The organism is Acetobacter fabarum (genome assembly GCF_011516925.1).
Lineage (GTDB): Bacteria > Pseudomonadota > Alphaproteobacteria > Acetobacterales > Acetobacteraceae > Acetobacter > Acetobacter fabarum.
The window spans coordinates 1-16,887 of record NZ_WOTG01000018.1 but is presented as its reverse complement, the minus strand read 5'-3'; the positions used below and the strand labels follow the sequence as shown (position 1 = coordinate 16,887).

Sequence of the window (16,887 nt, the reverse complement as noted above, 5' to 3'; positions counted from 1 at the left end):
GCCGCTCAGGCGGGCGGGGTGGAGCGGGGCTGCTCAGCCAATAAAGGCGGCGTAGGCCTCGGCATTCATCAGGCCATCAAGCTGTGCGGGGTTGCTCAGGCGGAACTTGACAATCCAGCCCGCCCCCTGCGGGTCGGAGCTGACGGTGGAGGGGTCATCGGCCAGAGCGGCGTTGCCTTCCACAATCTCACCATCCACGGGGGCGTAAATGTCGGATGCAGCTTTGACCGATTCCACAACGGCAACGGCTTCGCCCGCCTTGACCTGCGTGCCAGCGGGCCGTGTTTCCACAAACACCAGTTCACCCAGCTCATCGGCTGCATGCTGGGTAATGCCCACCACGGCCGTATCACCATCCACGCGCAGCCATTCGTGTTCGCTCGTAAAATACAGGGTCATTGCCTTAATACTCCGTAAGGCCCCAAACCGGGGCCTGCCTGAAAACATGTTGAAAAGGAAAAAAGCGCTTTACCGCTTGAAGCGCGCAGGCACCAAAGGCAGAGCCGCCACGCGGGATGGCACGCCACGCCCGCGCAGTTCCGCCACAAGCTCCGTACCTACTGCGGCATGGGGGGTGGCCACATAACCCATGGCAACCGGGGCCTCCAGCGTGGGGCCAAATGCGCCGGATGTCACCTCGCCCACCTTGTCGGCCAAGGCTTCATCTGCATACAGGGGGGCACCGTGGCGCACGGGGGCGCGGCCGGTTGGCAGCAGGCCCACGCGGCGGCGGGTTACGCCTTTTTCAAGCTGCTCCAGAATAATATCCGCGCCCGGAAAGCCGCCAGCACGTGCGCCACCGGTGCGGCGGGACTTCTGGATAGACCATTCCAGTGCTGCTTCCACCGGGGTTGTGGTTTCATCAATATCGGAACCATACAGGCACAGCCCGGCTTCCAGCCGCAGGCTGTCCCGCGCGCCAAGGCCGATCAGCCTGACCTGCTGGTGCTGGAGCAACTGGCGGGCCACGCGGTCTGCATCCTTGGCGGAGAGCGAGATTTCGTACCCGTCTTCCCCCGTATAGCCCGAGCGCGAGACGATGCAGCGTGCGCCATCAATTTCGAGCATGCACACATCCATAAAGCGCATGGTTGCGGCATCTGCATCAAAGCTGCTCAGCACGTCCTGCGCCAGTGGGCCCTGCAGGGCCAGCAGGGCGCGGTCTTCGAGCTGCTCAACCAGACAGTCGGCCAGATTATCCTGCATATGGGCAAAGTCGGCCTGCTTGCATGCGGCGTTCACTACCAGCAGCAGGCATTCTTCCTGCGCGATCACCATCAGGTCGTCCAGAATACCGCCCGATGTGTTGGTGAACTGCGTATAACGCTGCCGGTTGGTTTTAAGGCCCACAATATCGGCAGGGACCAGACGTTCCAGCGCGCGGGCTGCGTCCTCCACATTGCCAGAGCGTGCACGAATACGCACCTGCCCCATGTGAGAGACATCAAACAGGCCCACCTGTTCGCGCACATGGCGGTGCTCGGCCATAATGCCATCCGTGTATTGCAACGGCATGGAATAGCCTGCAAACGGCACCATTTTGCCGCCAAAATCCTGATGCAGGGTATGGAGAGGAGTATGGAGGAGAGAAGAATCGGTGCCCATGCACGCCGCCTTACAAAAAAGGCCCAAACTCCGCACGCACCCCATGCCGGGCACAGGACAAAAACACGGAGCTTCGGACCGGACCGTCCGCTGCCCCTTCTGTGCTTTTGCCTGAGATCGCTATCCCGTCGGCGGGTGCGAACGCACCTCTCTCCAGAAGTTTAGAGCGCAGGGTCCTTTTGCCTGAGAGTTTCCGGGGCGGTTGCTCCTTCGGCGCCAGCTTTTTACGGCTGGTCTCTCCCTCTGCGCGGGTGCGACCGTGACATTATTTCCCTTACGAGTCAATCACGGTCGCGGGGTAGATTACGCCTTTGCGCCGGGCAGGTGCCGGGCAATATAGGGCGGCAGGTTAAAGGAGCCGGTATGGATTTCTGGCGTCCAGTACTGGGTTTTACCCAAAATACCAGCCTGTTCGGCACGGGTGCGCACAACGGCTGTATCCTGCCCGGCGGGGTTTGGCCCCTTGGAGGCGATACCCAGAGTCATGAACCCGCCAACATAGGTCGGCACAGCCGCCACATAGGCAGACACATGGGGGAAGTATTTGGCCCGACGTTCGCTGGTTTCAAACAGTTCATCGGCCTGCATGAAGGGCACGCCACACTGGTTGACAATAAGCCCCTCCGCGCTGAGCACGCGGGCACAGTGTTCGTAAAAACTGTCAGTAAACAGGACTTCGCCCACGCCAATGGGGTCTGTGCTATCCACAATAATCACGTCAAAGGAGCCATCGGCTGCTTTGGCAACGTAATCAATCCCGTCGCCCACAATCACTTCAGCGCGCGGGTTGGTCCAGGCATCGCCCGCAATAGAGGGCAGGTGCTGTTTGGAAAGTTCAATGACTGCGCCATCAATTTCCACCATCACGGCTTTTTCCACGCCGGGGTGTTCCAGCACGCGGCGCAGCACGCCACCGTCACCCGCGCCAATAATCAGCACCCGGCGCGGAGCCTTGTGCGTAAACAGCGGCACGTGGGTCAGCATTTCCTGATAAACGAATTCATCCCGTTCGGTAATCTGCACCACGCCATCAAGCAGCAGGACGCGACCGTGAGAATCGCTTTCAAATACAACAATATCCTGAAACGGGCTTTTAACGCGCGCCAGTTCCCGAACAACACGGAAGCGCTGGCCCCAGTTGTCGTACAGGGTTTCTTCAATCCAGTTTTCAGCCATCTCAGCCATCCTTGCCATGCACGGCACGGCGGCCCTGCCCAATGCCTGGGCAAAGCCGCCGTTCAATACCGATAAAGAGGAAGTTTGCGCTTGATCCGCGCGGGCTTTTTTAAGCCTGCACGCGGCCGCGACGCTCTTCGCTTACGTCCAGCTGCTCGGCCTGAAACAGGCTCTGCATAACCGGAATAGCCAGATGCGGGTCGCATGCGCCACACATGAAAATGTCGACCGCAGCAAAGTTGCGTTCGGGCCATGTGTGGATGGAAATATGGCTTTCAGCCAGCACAACAACGCCAGATACACCGCCATTGGGTGTAAAATGGTGGAAATGGCTGTGCAGAATGGTTGCCCCTGCCGCCAGAGCCGCTTCACACAGGGTGCTGTCGATTTTCGCGGGGTTGTCCAGATTAGTGGCCCCCCACATATCAACCAGCAGGTGTGTCCCTGCAAATTTTTCGCCGTCTTTTTCGACGAAATAATCTTTACGGTCATCATCTTCAAATGTGACCGGAACAGAAATTGCCTGGTTATTGCTCGGGAGTTCCGAGACCATCCCCAGTTGAGCAAGTGCGTTCATTGACGTACCCCCAAACCAGTAGACAGCCTGTTGGGCGAAATTAATCGCCCCCTTGGGCCAAGAGCGCGCTAACTAGGGCTTTTTACCCCTTGGGTGCAAGAACTATTTTGGGTCTTTAACAGATTTGTCAAATGTCGATGGCAGGCCATACCCACCAAGGGAGACAACCGGCCCTTTTTGCGCCTGCCTGAGAAGGGCCGCAAACCGGGCCTGCCGTTCCGCCCCAAGGGCACGCCCAGCCACCCATGCGCGCAGGCTGTGCAGGGTTTCCAGATCCCCTGCCGCAGCGGCATCCGTTGCCAGACGAATCACCAGGTCGCGCTGCGGGGGGCTTAGCTCGCCCTGCTCTGGCAGGGTGCGGCTGGCCAGGCGGCCCACAACCAGCACGGCCTGTGCCCATTGCTGGTCTTGCTCATACAGGGCCCCACGCACGGACAGGCCCGCATCCGATTCATCCTCGGCCAGAAGGGCCTGTGCACCCTCGCGGTTGCCGCTGGCGGCGGCCAGTCTGGCCTCATCATACCTACGGCGGGCGGCAAGATCTTCCGGCAGGTCAGCCAGTGCGCTGCGCTCAAGCGCGCGCAGGGCAAGCGGGCGCTGGTTACCCTGCAATGCAGCCTGCGCAAGCTGCTCCTCAATATCAGCCCGCATCAGCGGTTCTATGGCCAGCACATCGGCCTGCTGCAAAACCGGTATGGCCTGCCCGAACTGCCCCATGGCCATAAGCTGCCGCCCAAGCCCGGCCAGCAGTTTGGCCTTGAGCGGGTCATCTGGCACCAGCCCCATGCTGGCCCTTGCCAGTGCCAGCTGCTGGGCGCGGTCTGTAGCGGGGGGAACATTGGGCACAGCCCCGCGTCCGCCCCGCGTCCGCCCCACGGCGCCGTGGCTGCCATGGGCGGGCGTGCCCTGCGCTGCATCGGCGTGGGGTGGGCCAAACACCAGCGCAAACAGCACCGTGCGCCATGCTGCATCCAGCTTGTCCTGCGGTGCCAGCTCGGACGCACCCAGCCCACTCAGCACACCCGCAGCGCGCACGGCCTGCCCGCTACGGGCCAGAGCCTGCGCGTAAACCAGCCGCAAGGCGGGTACAATATTCACCTCACCCTGTTGGGCATTGGGGGCCACCCTGCTCCCTTCGGCCACCTGCGCGGCCAGAATCTGGGCATAGGCCTGTGCGGCCATATCCGGCCCGATCTGGTCATGCGCCAGCAAAAAGCCGACCAGCTCGGCCCGGGCCATGTCGGCCATGCGGTCATTACCCGAAGCGGTCAGGTTTTCCAGTGCAACACGCGCGCTTTCGGGTTCCGTGCCGCGGGCCTGCACCATAATGCGGGCAAGGCTGTATGCCGGGTCATCTGGCAGGGAGCCCAACACGGCGCGCTCATCCGGCCCGCCAAACTGGGCCAGATACTGCGTAACCCGCAGCATAAGCCCCGCGCGGACTGGTGCGGGGTACTGTTCCAGCCGTGCGTAACCACGCGCCAGCAAAACGGATGTGGGCACGCTCCCTGCACCGCTGAGCATAAAATACGCGCCACGCCATAGCACCATGTCTGGCCCAAAGGCCCAGTCCGCACTGGCCAATGGGGCTGCTCCGGCCATGTCCCCACTGAGCAGGGCCGCACAGGCGCGCAGGGCCTGCACACCCGGCCCCGGCCAGCCGCCACGCACCACACCGCCCACATCGGCCGCACTGCTGCCATCATGCCCGCTGTGCTCGGGCAGGGCACGCAGCAGTTCCCATGCCTGCTGGGGGTACCCTGCGGCAAAGGCCGCCTGTGCCGCCGCCACCCGCATGGCCCACATGGTAATGACCACCGCCTCCGGCTGGCCCGCCAGAACGGTTGCGGGGTCCCCCGCTGCCTGGCCCAGACTGTCGCGCGCTTTGCGCCACTTCTGCAACAGCATGGGAGTGGGTTCATCCCGCAGGCCGAGCCAGAACCAGTCCTGCCCCTGCCGCACGCTGGCACTGGGGGGCGGAGCAGGCAGGCCAACCGGCACGGGCTGGCCGGCTATGGCCTCCAGCACCGGCCCGCTGGGCGTAGACTGCATGAAAAGCTGCGCCGAATCCGCTGCAACCACCACCCCCAGCACCGCCGGGCGCACGGCATACCCCACGGCCGAGCGCGGCTGCAAAGGGGTTTCCACCTGCCGGGTCGTCGCCACAAACAGCCTGCCCCCGGTTGCGGGGTCGGGCAGGGTAACAACCCGGCCGGGCTGGCTTTGTGCAAACAGGATGCGGGCAGGGAGGGGCACCATCTGCACCGCTGGCGTAGCGGGGTGCGCGCCAGCCGAAGCCCCATGCCCCCCGCCATTCCCCGCAGGGCTGCCCACACGTGCACCACACCCATCCGGGTGGCCGGGCTGAACGGCGCAGAGCAGCCAGCCAGCCTTCTGGCGCAGCACGGCAATATGCGGGTGATCTGGCAGGTAAATCCGGAGCAGGGTTGCACCGTTCAGGGCCACGCTCTCACGCCGGTCGAACATACCGCCCTCGCCGGGCAGGTGGAACAGAGCTGGCAGGGCGCGGTCCACCACCACCATCAGTTCCGGCCCGGACCAGAATGCCGCAAGCCCGGTTGTGCTCTCCGCTGGCAGGAACAGGCCCGGCGCCACATCAGCCACGCGGGGCAGGGCATCGGCCTGCACGCTGGTAACCGGCAGGGCGTGCAGGCCGTCGGAGCGGGGCACATCCTGCACGGCGGGGGGGGGGGCACGCAGGGGGGCGGCCTGCACGCAGGGGGCAAGCCCTGCCAGCATGGTGCCAAGCAGCATGGCCCGCCCCAGACCCGTGCGGGCCTGCAGGGCTGGGGCCGCCGTAGCCCCGGCACCACGGGCAACCGGGCCGGACATGCGCGCACCCTGCCCACCGCAGGCCCCTGCCTGCTGGTTTACCCGGTTGTCTGCCTGCCTTGTGTCTGCCACGTTCCCTGCCTGTGTCTTGTGGTACCGGCCAGCCCGGCCCACACCTGTTAGCACGCGCGGGCAGTGCACCCCGTGCGCCAGCCCCATGCCCGGTATTTACCCCAGCATGACAAAAACCAACATGGGCTGCTAGAACAACAGGGGCGTTTTGGCCAGCACCCCCAGCCCCGCCACCACAGGAGCGGCCCATGCTTGACCGTTTTACCAGTATGCAGGTTTTCGTTAAGGTGGTGCAGCTTGGCAGCTTTAGCGCGGCAGCGCGGGCACTTGCCCTTTCCCCCACCATGGTGACCAAGCATGTCACCACACTGGAAGACCGGCTGGGCGTAACCCTGTTCCGCCGCAGCACGCGCCACCTCTCGCTCACCGAGGCAGGGCGCCTGTTTCTGGAAGGTAGCCAGCGTATTCTGGCGGACATGGAGGACATGGAGCTTACCGTAAGCGAGCAGCGGCACGAAGCCCGCGGCCACCTGCGGCTGAATGCACCTGTCTCCTTTGCCATACGCTACGTGGCCCCCTACCTGCCCGAGTTCAACCGCCTGCATCCGCACGTAAGTGTTGAACTGGGGCTGAACGACCGCACCGTGGACCTGATAGACGAAGGCTGGGACCTGACCCTGCGCATACGCAAAATGCCGTCCAGCACCCTGCGCAGCCGCAGGCTGGCCACCATTCGCATGGTGGTGTGCGCAGCCCCTGCATACCTGGAGCGTGCGGGCACCCCCACCCGGGTGGAGGAGCTCAGCCAGCACCAGTGCCTTGGCTACACGCTAAGCGGCACCAACAGCGCCAGCCGCTGGAGCTTTGGGGAAAAAGGGGAAAAAACGGTGCCTGTTTCCGGCCCGCTCAGCGCCAATAATGGCGATGTCCTGCGGGAAGCGGCACTGGCGGGTGAAGGCATTGTGTACCAACCGGTTTTTGTCGTGAGCGAGGAACTGCGCACAGGCCGCCTGCGCGCGCTCACACTGGACCTGCCCCCCGTACCGGGGCCGGACCTGCACGCGGTTTATGCACCGGGGATTAGCGTATCCCTTAAAATCCGCGCCATGATTGATTATCTGAGCCAGTGCTACACCCCCACCCCGCCGTGGGAGCAGGCACTGGCGCACACCCCGTAAAAACCACAAACACAGGGCATGCTGCGGGCCAGACACAACAGGCCTGACCCGCCCGCATCATACGCCAGCCAGAGCCTGCTCAATGGCGGCCAGTTCTGTGGCAGAGAACGCCAGGTTCTCCAGCGCGGCCAGTGTTTCGTCCAGTTGCTGCACGTTTCTGGCCCCGATAATGGCTGATGTAACAACCGGGTTGCGCAGCGTCCATGCCACAGCCATTTGCGCCAGGCTCTGCCCGCGGGCCTGTGCCAGCTCATCCAGCCTGCGCACGGCCTTGAGCACCTGCGGGGTTATGGCTGCCTGATCCAGAAAACGGCTTGTAGCCGCGCGGGATTCGGCAGGAATACCCCCCAGATATTTGCGGGTCAGCACCCCTTGCGCCAGAGGGGAGAAAATAACACACCCAACCCCAAGCTCCTCCAGCGCAGGCAGAAGCTCGGCCTCTATGCCCCGGTTCAGCAGCGAATATGCGGGCTGGTGCACAAGCAGGGGAACGCCCGCAGAGCGCAGAATAGCCTCGGCCTCCCGCGTGCTGGCTGCATCGTAGGAGGAAATCCCCACATAAAGCGCCTTGCCCTGCCTGTGGGCCTGAACGAGCGCGCCTATGGTTTCCTCCAGCGGCACATCGGGGGTTGGGCGGTGGGAATAAAAAATATCCACATAGTCCACCCCCATGCGCTTCAAACTCTGGTTAAGGGAGGAGAGCAGATATTTGCGTGACCCGCCATTGCCATAGGGGCCGGGCCACATATCCCACCCCGCCTTGGTGGAAATAACCAGTTCATCGCGGTAGGGGTGCAGGTCTTTTTGCAGAATACGCCCGAAGTTTTCCTCTGCCGAGCCATAGGGCGTGCCGTAGTTGTTGGCGAGGTCAAAATGCGTCACGCCCCGGTCAAACGCCCGGCGGATGGTGGCGCGGCCGGTTGCAAAGGCATCCGTATCCCCAAAATTGTGCCACAGGCCAAGAGAAATACGCGGCAGGTCCAGCCCGGAATGCCCACAACGCCGGAAATCTGCCTGCTCATACCGCGTGGCGGAAGGTTGCCAGTTCATTGAATTACACGATCCTTTTTTGGTAAAAATGGAAAAATCTTTATTCCGTCTTGCGTTTTATACCGCCAGAGCCACACGCCCGCCATGTGGTTCGCAAAAGGTGCTCTCCAGCCACACAGGGGCCACCCGCACGCGCAGCACGCTCCATGCCAGCACGTAAGCCAGACTGCACCCGCCCAGAATAACCGGCATGGGCACAAACCCGCTGGCCCACAGAATGGACGCCCCACCAAGGTTACCGCAGAACGCGCCAATACCCGTAGCCCGGCCAACCAGGCTGGCTGGCAACCAGTCCGTAACCACCCCAAACAGGTTACTGGCAAAAACCTGATGCGCCATAAGCGCCACGGTAAACAGGAACAGGCCAACAGCCAGAGACGTTGTGAAAAACACAAACATCATTGGAACAACGCACAGGGCTGCCGTGCCCATAACAATACGGCGCGCCTGCTCCTGCGACCCCACATAAGGGCGCAGAAGCCCCGGCAGAATACCCCCGCAGAATGCCCCAATACCCGCACCAATATAAACCGTGCCCGATGCCCCGCTCATGCCCCGCATGCTCAGGCCAAAATGGGAATGAAAAATATCGGGCAGCCAGCTCAGCAACAGCCACCATGTAGCATCCGAGAGCACCTTGCTAATGGAAAACGCCACCACAACCCGGCGCACCGCCGGGTCCCGCAGCCGCGCCGTGGTGGCACCATCCGCCTGTTGCGGCCCAGCCGGGCCAAGGACCACCGGCCCCCGGAACTGCCAGAACAGGGCCAGCACAAGCCCGACCCCGCCCAGCCCCACCACAAGAGCGCGCCAGCCAAGCAGGGGCAGAACCAGCGCAACCAGCAGGGGGGTCAGCACCGCTGCCACATTGGGTGTGGCGTTGAGAATGCCAATAACCTTGCCGCGCTGGGAGCGTGGAACAGCCAGCGCAATAAACTTCATCATGCTCGGGGTGCCGGCCCCCTCAAACGCGCCAAGGCCCGCGCGGATCAGCACAAAATCCCGCACGGAGGAGGCAAAGGCGTGCAGTACGGTCAGCAGGCTCCAGCCTGTCAGGGCCACACCCAGTGTGCGCTTTGGCCCGGCCCAGTCCACCAGCCACCCCGCCGCCAGCAGGCTGCATGCCGCAGCAACCTGCGTCCATGCGGCAATGCTGGCGTAATCGCGCGCCGTCCAGCCAAATGTCTGGTCCAGAACGGGCTTGAGCAGCGCAATAATCTGCCTGTCTGCTGCGGCTACCACAATAATGGAGCACAGCAGCAAGGTGGTCAAAACCTGCGAAGGACGGGGGGAGAGCGCGTTCCCTGCCATGTTCAGAAATCCTTACGCAGAACAAAGCCACCATAGCGGCCGTAATCACGCGGGATGGAGCTGGTCACACCGCCCAGTGCGCCATATGCCATGTAGGAGGCATAATGCGTGTTAATGGCGTTGCGCATGACAAGTGAAAGCTGGAGCTTGAGCTTTTTGTCCTGCAACGTGGTGCTCATGTTCCATATGCCATAAGCCTTCTGCACCGTGTCTGGCGTTTCGGTCAGGGCAAACTGCGTGCGGCTCTGCCACGTGTAGTCACTGTCCACCGATAGGGTGAAGCGGTTGTTCAGGCTTTTTGTGTAATCCGCATTCAGCACAAACTTCCAGCGTGGTGCAAAAGGCAGGGGCTGGCCGTTAACATTGCACGATGCAGGGGCACCAGCAGGGCAGTTAAACTTGTCCACCACAGCGTAGGTGTAGGCAAAGTTACCGCCCAGTGTCAGCCCCGGCAGGGTGCGCACGGCCACATCCCCTTCTACCCCCTTGGAGGAGACAGACCCGGCATTGATCATGCGGTAAACCGCACCACCGGCTACGTTATCCAGAAAGTTGGCCTGATAGTTGGAGAAGTTTTCAATAAATGCGGCAAGGTTTGCCGTAACCCGCCGGTGCAGGAACTGGGATTTAAGCCCCAGTTCAAAACTGTTGTTCTGCTCGGGTTTAAGCACCTGCGCATCTGTTGCCTGCATATTGAAAAACGTATTGTAGGCAGGCCCCTTATACCCATGCGAATAGGTAAAATAGGCATGAATATCAGGCTTAATGTCATATTGCAGGCCAATGCGGTCCACGTACCCATTCTGCGACGTGGAGCCGGAGGACGCATAGGACGGGCGAATACCCGTTACCGCCACGGCAGATGTGGACCTGCGTGACATGTCATACCCCAGATCGTCACGCAGCAGGCGCAGGCCCAGAATAGCCCGGAAGTTTTTTGTAAAGTTCAGGTTTCCTTCAGCAAAAACGGCATAGTTGTTGTTGGTTATGCCATAATGCGACTGGCCGTAAGCCGTGCCCTGCCCGTTTTGCGAAAGGGTGCGGCTATAAACCTCCCGGTCCACCCCGTGCAGGTAGTAAAACCCGGCGACATAATCAAAAAAATGTCCACGAGGGGAGGCAATGCGCACTTCCTGCGATGCCTGCCAGAAGTTCAGCTTACCGTGGTCCCGCACCTCGGGCAGGGTGGCGTACACGCCGGACAGGCCATCGTAATCCTGATCCTGGATATTCTGCCACTGCCTGTAGGCGGAAATGGAAGTGAGCTTGTACCCACGCCCAAGTTCGCGATCGACCGTTGCGGAAAAACCACCAGTATGGTCCACAGAGCGGCTTTGCGTATTATTGCTGACCGAGGTGTTGTTCTTGGAGGGTGTAACCCCCTCCCCCACCAGTGCCGAAGCCAGTGCGGGGTTGGTTTTGACCGCTCCCGTAGGGTACGCCACCTGATTGGTGGAAGTATAAACCCCCGTTGGCACCAGATCGTTCTGGTACATGTAATCCAGCCCGAATGTGACCTGTGTTTCCTCATCCGGGGTCCAGAGGAACTTGCTGCGCGCACCACGGTGTTCGTAGCCATTCACCGTGGTGCTGTTGGCCAGATTTTTAACATTCCCGTCAAAACCACCGACCAGAAAAGACGCATTGGCAACCAGCTTGGACGGAACAAGCGTGCCCGTAGCCCCCCCGGTCAGCCGGTATTCGTTCCCCGAAAAATAGGAGGCCTCCGCAAAGGCATGGAAGTCCGCCGTAGGCTGCCGGGTAACAATATTGACCGCCCCGGCAGAGGCGTTTTTACCAAACAGCGTGCCCTGTGGCCCCCGCATGACCTCTACATGGTCAAGGTCCAGAATATCGGCCGTGGCCTGCCCGGGCCGGGCCAGCACCACCCCGTCCAGCACGGTGGATACGGACGGCTCCACCCCCGGAGAGGTCGCAATGGTGCCTATGCCGCGCACAAAGGTTGCCCGGTCCTTGGATGAGGAATTGGCCCGGAAGTTGGCGGAAGGGATAAATTCAAAAATGCCCTGTAGGTCATGCACGTTATCCCGCGTGGCCTGTTTGGCGGAATAGACCGATGTGGCCACCGGCACCTTCTGCAACGGTTCGCTACGCCTGCGCACGCTAACGGTTACATCCTCCGCCTGCCCGGCTTCGAGCGCTGAATGGTTGGGGGAGGTTTTTTTGCTGGCGAGGGTCTGTAACTGCGCCTGTGCGGTGCCAGCAACCATGGCGCAACCAAGGGACGTCACCGAGACATTCAGAACAATACGGCGCAGGTTCGAAGGCAGGGTGAGCATTCTGTTTTCCACTACATTTGGAAGTTTAAATATGATTCGACTATCAAATAACGATACAATTCCGTCATAACGTCAAGATTAAACTATCACGTGTTGTTGTTAATTAGAATTTAGTATATTCAACGATCTTATATCGCCATAATGCGAGTCAGAAACGGGGTTTCCCGCCCCTTAATCCACGCTTAACATTGTGGGAATACCCAGTGCCTGAAAGAAAAATATGTTCCAGAACAACATATTAGTGACGTTTTGGAACAAGTCCCCCTTCCGCCGCCCATAATCCACCATTTTTTGGTGTTGTTTTTTAAGGAATGCTCGAATGTCTCTCGGTCTGGTAGAAAAAACGGCATCACCAACCGTTACAAAGCTTGGTGGTCAAATTGGTGCGGAAATCAGGGGTATTACCCTGTCCCCCGATCTGGACGAGGCCAGCATCGCGTTCATTTACAACGCCATGCTGGAACACAAGGTGATCTTCTTTCGCAAACAGTCACTGACCAGCGCACAGCAGGAGGACCTTGGCGCACGGTTTGGCACGCTTGTGTCCCACCCCACGGTTTCCAGCGCGCAGGGCACAAAACATATTTTTGAGCTTAAATCGCGCAAGGGTCGGGCTGCCAACACATGGCATGCCGACATGACCTTCATGGCCTCCTACCCCAAGGCGTCCATCCTGCGGTGCATACGCCCCGCCCCTTACGGCGGGGCAACCCTGTGGGCCAACACCGCCACGGCGTACCGTTCCCTGCCACAACCCCTGCAGGAACTGGCCGACAAGCTATGGGCCATTCACACCAATAACGAATATGACCACACGGACCTGATTGCCGAGCGCGACTGGGAGTTTATTCAGTGGCAGGCCAATGTTTTTGCCGCCCGCGTGTTTGAGGCCAAACACCCCGTCGTGCGCGTACACCCTGAAACGGGGGAGAAGGTTCTGCTTCTGGGCCAGTTCATCAAACGGCTGGTCGGGTTTAACCTGCCGGATTCACAAGCACTGCTTGGCATTTTGCAAGGGCATGTCACCCGGCCGGAAAACACCATAACCTGGCACTGGCAGGCCGGAGACGTTGCCATGTGGGACAACCGCGCCACCGAACACCGCGCCATTGCCGATTTTGGTCAGGAGGAACGGGAACTCCAGCGCGTAACACTGGTGGGGGATGCCCCCCGCAGCGTGGACGGGCAGCAGAGCGAGCAGGTGGTCAATGGCACACCCAACCCGGTCCTGCTTTTGGAACAGACCGGCGCGTGGAGCCGGCGCGAGCAGTCCTGACAACACCCCCGGAGCTGGAGCGGACCTGAATGGGGCCGCTCACTCCCACACCAGAGCCGTTTCCGTATCCCGTGTGCCAGCAATGGCCTGCTGCTGGGGGCGGCCCAGGTAGTAGCCCTGTGCCTCCGAGCAGCCCATGTTGCTGACCATCTGCAACTGGGCTGCGGTTTCCACCCCTTCTACCGTAACCGTCATGGCGCGAATGCTGGCAATGCCCAGAATGGCCTGTATGATTTCCTTGGCGGTGGGGTCTGGCAGGGCCTGAATGAAGCTGCGGTCAATTTTGATCTTGTCGAACGAGAACTTCCACAAATAGCTGAGTGAAGAATAGCCGGTTCCAAAATCGTCCATGCTGATCTTGCAGCCAAGTGCCTTGAGCTCGTTCAGAATAACGTTTTTATGCTCGTATTCATCCATCAGCACGCTTTCGGTTATTTCCACCTCAAGGCGTGCACCGTTCAGGCCAGTTTTTTCCAGAACATTTTTGACAATTTCAGGGAATTTTCTGTTTTTTAACTGAAGGGGGGAAACATTGACCGAGACATTGATATGCGCAGGCCAGTTCAGTGCCTCGCTACAGGCCAGATGCAGGATCCGCTCGCCCAGCTGGTGGATCAGCCCGGTTTCCTCCGCCAGACGGATGAACACATCAGGCGGGATCATCCCGCGTTCAGGGTGGTTCCAGCGGGCCAGTGCCTCGTAGGATTGCACCTTGCGCGCGTGAATGCCGTAAATGGGCTGGTAGTGCAGTAACAGGCCATCACCTTCCACCAGCCGGTGCAGGGCGGCAACGAGTTCGGCCCGTTCCAGAATTTCATAGCTCAGGTCTGTATCAAACAGCTTGTGCTGGCAGCGGCCCAGAGCCTTGGCGCGGTAGAGCGCCATATCCGCATATTGCAGCAAGGTTGTGACATCCCCCGCCTGAAGCGGAAAACCCGCAGCCCCGATACTGGCCCCGGACTTGGCCTCTGCCCCCTGAATAATGTAGGGGCGGCCCAGGCTTGCCACCAGTTCCTCCAGCCGGGATTCAATCTCGTCCAGCGGGCCGCAGTGCTGCCAGATCACCGCAAACTCATCGCCCCCCAGCCGGGCTACAAAATCTTCCTCGCGGCAGCAGGCCTTTAGCCGGTTTGCAGCGGCGATCAGCAGTTCATCCCCCCCGCTATGGCCGTACATGTCGTTGATGGATTTGAAGTAGTCGAGGTCTATGTAAAGCAGCACGAACGGGTTGCTCAGGTCCTGCGACAGCTCACCCAGACGGATGCCCAGATAATAGCGGTTGGGCAGGCCGGTCAGGCTGTCATAATGGGCAAGGCGTTCAATCCTGCGCTGGGCATCGCGGTATTCGGTAATATCATCAGCTACGCAGAGCTTCCAGCGCATGTTGCCATCATCATCCGCAATCAGCAGATCATGGCGGGAGACAACGCGCGCACGGCCCTCGCGGTCCACCAGTGTTTCTTCCACTGCTTCGGGCTGCTGGTACAAAAACGGGTCTTCGGCCAGTTCACCGTCCAGTTGCAGGGGGGCATCAAGGAGCATGCCCGCGTAGGAGGCTGCGGTTTGCAGGCCATATTCCTCCGCTGCCTTGTTATGCACAATGATGTCACCCGTTTTAATATCCCGTACCTGAATGGCGGTGGGGATATTGTCCACTATACCGGAAATAAAGGATTTATCGCGCATGATGGTTTTGTTGGCCTGCCGGAGTTCGCCCGCAATCTTGTTGAGCTCGTTAATGGTATCCATGGCCTGTGCGTGCAGGGAACGCGTAAGGCTGAGTGCAGAACCCAGCCCGTAATACTGGCCACATTCGGTTATGATGAATTCATTAATCTGGTTGAGTGAGCGGATATTCAGGATTGTTGCAACAAAGTCGGAGACTTTTTCATGCACATCCACCTGTATGGGTTCGCACTCCATAAGCAGGGAGATCGGGCGGTTGGCGTACACCTCGTACCCAAAGCGCTGGCCCAGACGCAAAAAAAAGTCCCGCCGCTGCACAATGCCTATGGGCCGGTTGCACTCATCCACAACGGGAATACCCGCGAGTTCGGCATTATCCTGAAAAATGGACAGAACATGCGACCCCGCCTCCGTCGCACGCACGGGCTCTACCCTGCAGGCAATATCGCGCATCTGGCGTTGGTTGGAATACGCGGGCACGTCCACCTCTAGTAAGCGCAAGGTCATGGTTTTTCGCCTCAATCCAGCCCGCAAGGTCAGGACGGAAAATTCTTAACAACCGATTGACCATACAACAACATGAAAAATAACTGTTTTTTTGTGAACTTATTATTATTTTCTCTTATCCCGCTTGACCCTTCATCCTCTTTTTCTTCCTCTTCCATCCTCCCCTTTTCCAACCTGCCGATTCATTACGGGTACAAACCCCTACTGGCTCCACGCAGCAACCCGGTGCGCAACCATGCCCCATACAAGGCTGTACAGGGCCATTTGCTGTGTTTGGGGCTGCGCGGAACAGTTTTCTCAGGCGGCAATAGCGCGGGCAAACAGGGCCGTATTCCGCTGTGCATCCGCAGCACCCAGCAGTGTATTATAAAATTGTTTATGATACGCGCTTAACCCTGCGGAATCCGTTGCCGCAGGCAGTTGGGCGGGGGCTCGCACATAGGCCATGCGTGCCATGGCACAGGCATAGGCCAGATTGCTCACCAGCAGTGCTGCACTGCCCACACCGGCCCCAGCCCCCCCAACCTGCCGCACGGCACTGGCCAGATCGGGACGAAAGCGCAAAAAGTTCCGCCATATGTCATCATGCGTTGCGGGCTCCATCTGCCACAGGCCCAGAGCGGGACCGCCACCATTCTGTTGGAGCCATACAAGCCCGCTTTCTACCAGTGCCGTGCCGCTCAGCAGGTTGAGCGCCGCACTCCCCCCCAACCCCAGCTGCCCCAGAACCGGACGCACCAGCAGCGCCTTGAACTGCGCCAGATCAAGGCCCGGCATGGGGGACCTCCTGCACCGGCGTATCCCACGGCTCGCGCAGGTGCAGCCAATGCACCCATATGGTGCTGGCCACCTCCTGATCAGACAGAAGCGTGGAGCCTATGGCCGCGCTGATTGTGCATAAAAGCCCTGCTATAACTGCCAGCTTTCGCCACCTGTGCAGGCTGTCCTCGGCCAGCTGGTTCTGCCTCTTCTGGGCACCGGTCTGCTCGGCCAGCTGCTGGGTCAGGCTGGCCAGAGCGTTGCGCATATCCTGCGCCTGGGCCGCCCGGTTGCGCTCACGCTCCTGCCCCTGTGCCTCGATGGAAATAAGCCGCTCGATCATGGCGGACTGGCCGGATTTGAGTGTATCAACATCATCCTCCAGCCCATCAAGGCGACGAGCGTGGCTATCCACGATCACGCGCAGGTCATCATCCACTGCTCGGGGGGCCGCGCATTGTGTTGGGGTCATTTTTTGTATCCGGGCGGCTTTGTTGCAGAAATACTGGAAAGGGATTCCCTGTTTGAAACCAGTTTGTTAGCTGTGAGTGATGAGCAAGCCGAAGCGCACACGCTACCGAACGACGAACTGGTCCT

13 protein-coding genes and 1 riboswitch are annotated in these 16,887 nt (G+C 60.3%); of the genes, 2 read left to right on the top strand and 11 right to left on the bottom strand.

What is annotated here, in order from left to right; all coding sequences use genetic code 11:
* Positions 1 to 33: 33 nt before the first annotated feature.
* The 5 genes from gcvH to GOB83_RS13025 all read right to left on the bottom strand — a co-directional run bounded on the left by gcvH (position 34) and on the right by GOB83_RS13025 (position 6,370).
* Positions 34 to 399 (bottom strand): glycine cleavage system protein GcvH, encoded by a 366-nt coding sequence (gene gcvH / locus GOB83_RS13045; protein ID WP_086647277.1) that lies wholly within the window; start codon positions 397 to 399, stop codon positions 34 to 36.
* A 69-nt stretch (positions 400 to 468) separates the two neighbouring features.
* The gene (gcvT, locus tag GOB83_RS13040) at positions 469 to 1,605 is read right to left on the bottom strand and encodes a glycine cleavage system aminomethyltransferase GcvT (protein ID WP_086647273.1); all 1,137 of its coding nucleotides are present in this window, start codon (positions 1,603 to 1,605) and stop codon (positions 469 to 471) included.
* A gap of 162 nt (positions 1,606 to 1,767) precedes the next feature.
* A riboswitch (glycine riboswitch) is annotated at positions 1,768 to 1,858 on the bottom strand.
* 50 nt (positions 1,859 to 1,908) lie between these two features.
* Positions 1,909 to 2,781: a polyamine aminopropyltransferase gene (gene speE, locus GOB83_RS13035; RefSeq protein ID WP_165926386.1), complete on the bottom strand. Its 873-nt coding sequence runs from the start codon at positions 2,779 to 2,781 to the stop codon at positions 1,909 to 1,911.
* 109 nt (positions 2,782 to 2,890) lie between these two features.
* Positions 2,891 to 3,358 (bottom strand): adenosylmethionine decarboxylase, encoded by a 468-nt coding sequence (gene speD, locus GOB83_RS13030; RefSeq protein WP_086647272.1) that lies wholly within the window; start codon positions 3,356 to 3,358, stop codon positions 2,891 to 2,893.
* A 102-nt stretch (positions 3,359 to 3,460) separates the two neighbouring features.
* Positions 3,461 to 6,370, bottom strand: a complete 2,910-nt coding sequence (locus GOB83_RS13025; RefSeq protein ID WP_165926385.1) for a hypothetical protein — start codon at positions 6,368 to 6,370, stop codon at positions 3,461 to 3,463.
* A 101-nt stretch (positions 6,371 to 6,471) separates the two neighbouring features.
* Here GOB83_RS13025 and GOB83_RS13020 point away from each other — a divergent pair, with 101 nt between their 5' ends.
* A complete protein-coding gene (locus GOB83_RS13020; RefSeq protein WP_086647270.1) occupies positions 6,472 to 7,401 on the top strand; it encodes a substrate binding domain-containing protein in 930 nt (309 codons plus the stop codon).
* A gap of 57 nt (positions 7,402 to 7,458) precedes the next feature.
* Here GOB83_RS13020 and GOB83_RS13015 read toward each other — a convergent pair whose 3' ends face one another.
* From GOB83_RS13015 to GOB83_RS13005, 3 genes are read right to left on the bottom strand one after another with little or no spacing between them, the layout of a single operon-like run.
* Positions 7,459 to 8,451 carry an aldo/keto reductase gene (locus GOB83_RS13015; protein ID WP_165926384.1) on the bottom strand — a complete coding sequence of 331 codons (993 nt, stop codon included), beginning with the start codon at positions 8,449 to 8,451 and terminating at the stop codon, positions 7,459 to 7,461.
* A 57-nt stretch (positions 8,452 to 8,508) separates the two neighbouring features.
* Positions 8,509 to 9,762 carry an MFS transporter gene (locus GOB83_RS13010; RefSeq protein ID WP_165926383.1) on the bottom strand — a complete coding sequence of 418 codons (1,254 nt, stop codon included), beginning with the start codon at positions 9,760 to 9,762 and terminating at the stop codon, positions 8,509 to 8,511.
* A gap of 2 nt (positions 9,763 to 9,764) precedes the next feature.
* Positions 9,765 to 12,062 (bottom strand): TonB-dependent receptor, encoded by a 2,298-nt coding sequence (locus GOB83_RS13005; RefSeq protein ID WP_198912015.1) that lies wholly within the window; start codon positions 12,060 to 12,062, stop codon positions 9,765 to 9,767.
* Positions 12,063 to 12,381: 319 nt separating this feature from the next.
* Here GOB83_RS13005 and GOB83_RS13000 point away from each other — a divergent pair, with 319 nt between their 5' ends.
* Positions 12,382 to 13,338, top strand: a complete 957-nt coding sequence (locus tag GOB83_RS13000; protein ID WP_095350111.1) for a TauD/TfdA dioxygenase family protein — start codon at positions 12,382 to 12,384, stop codon at positions 13,336 to 13,338.
* A gap of 39 nt (positions 13,339 to 13,377) precedes the next feature.
* Here GOB83_RS13000 and GOB83_RS12995 read toward each other — a convergent pair whose 3' ends face one another.
* The 3 genes from GOB83_RS12995 to GOB83_RS12985 form a co-directional block, all read right to left on the bottom strand.
* Positions 13,378 to 15,531 (bottom strand): EAL domain-containing protein, encoded by a 2,154-nt coding sequence (locus tag GOB83_RS12995; RefSeq protein WP_095350110.1) that lies wholly within the window; start codon positions 15,529 to 15,531, stop codon positions 13,378 to 13,380.
* 297 nt (positions 15,532 to 15,828) lie between these two features.
* Complete coding sequence (locus GOB83_RS12990; RefSeq protein ID WP_165926382.1) at positions 15,829 to 16,308, bottom strand: hypothetical protein; 480 nt, start codon at positions 16,306 to 16,308, stop codon at positions 15,829 to 15,831.
* On the bottom strand, positions 16,295 to 16,762 hold the full coding sequence (locus GOB83_RS12985; RefSeq protein ID WP_165926381.1) for a hypothetical protein: 468 nt from the start codon (positions 16,760 to 16,762) through the stop codon (positions 16,295 to 16,297). Before GOB83_RS12985 ends, GOB83_RS12990 begins: the two co-directional genes overlap by 14 nt.
* Positions 16,763 to 16,887 lie beyond the last annotated feature (125 nt).

What these genes read in the sequence shown, in the direction of transcription:
- gcvH (WP_086647277.1), bottom strand. Translation starts at nt 399, where the DNA reads ATGACCCTGTATTTTACGAGCGAACACGAATGGCTGCGCGTGGATGGT.
- gcvT (WP_086647273.1), bottom strand. Translation starts at nt 1,605, where the DNA reads ATGGGCACCGATTCTTCTCTCCTCCATACTCCTCTCCATACCCTGCAT.
- speE (WP_165926386.1), bottom strand. Translation starts at nt 2,781, where the DNA reads ATGGCTGAAAACTGGATTGAAGAAACCCTGTACGACAACTGGGGCCAG.
- speD (WP_086647272.1), bottom strand. Translation starts at nt 3,358, where the DNA reads ATGAACGCACTTGCTCAACTGGGGATGGTCTCGGAACTCCCGAGCAAT.
- GOB83_RS13025 (WP_165926385.1), bottom strand. Translation starts at nt 6,370, where the DNA reads ATGGGGCTGGCGCACGGGGTGCACTGCCCGCGCGTGCTAACAGGTGTG.
- GOB83_RS13020 (WP_086647270.1), top strand. Translation starts at nt 6,472, where the DNA reads ATGCTTGACCGTTTTACCAGTATGCAGGTTTTCGTTAAGGTGGTGCAG.
- GOB83_RS13015 (WP_165926384.1), bottom strand. Translation starts at nt 8,451, where the DNA reads ATGAACTGGCAACCTTCCGCCACGCGGTATGAGCAGGCAGATTTCCGG.
- GOB83_RS13010 (WP_165926383.1), bottom strand. Translation starts at nt 9,762, where the DNA reads ATGGCAGGGAACGCGCTCTCCCCCCGTCCTTCGCAGGTTTTGACCACC.
- GOB83_RS13005 (WP_198912015.1), bottom strand. Translation starts at nt 12,062, where the DNA reads ATGCTCACCCTGCCTTCGAACCTGCGCCGTATTGTTCTGAATGTCTCG.
- GOB83_RS13000 (WP_095350111.1), top strand. Translation starts at nt 12,382, where the DNA reads ATGTCTCTCGGTCTGGTAGAAAAAACGGCATCACCAACCGTTACAAAG.
- GOB83_RS12995 (WP_095350110.1), bottom strand. Translation starts at nt 15,531, where the DNA reads ATGACCTTGCGCTTACTAGAGGTGGACGTGCCCGCGTATTCCAACCAA.
- GOB83_RS12990 (WP_165926382.1), bottom strand. Translation starts at nt 16,308, where the DNA reads ATGCCGGGCCTTGATCTGGCGCAGTTCAAGGCGCTGCTGGTGCGTCCG.
- GOB83_RS12985 (WP_165926381.1), bottom strand. Translation starts at nt 16,762, where the DNA reads ATGACCCCAACACAATGCGCGGCCCCCCGAGCAGTGGATGATGACCTG.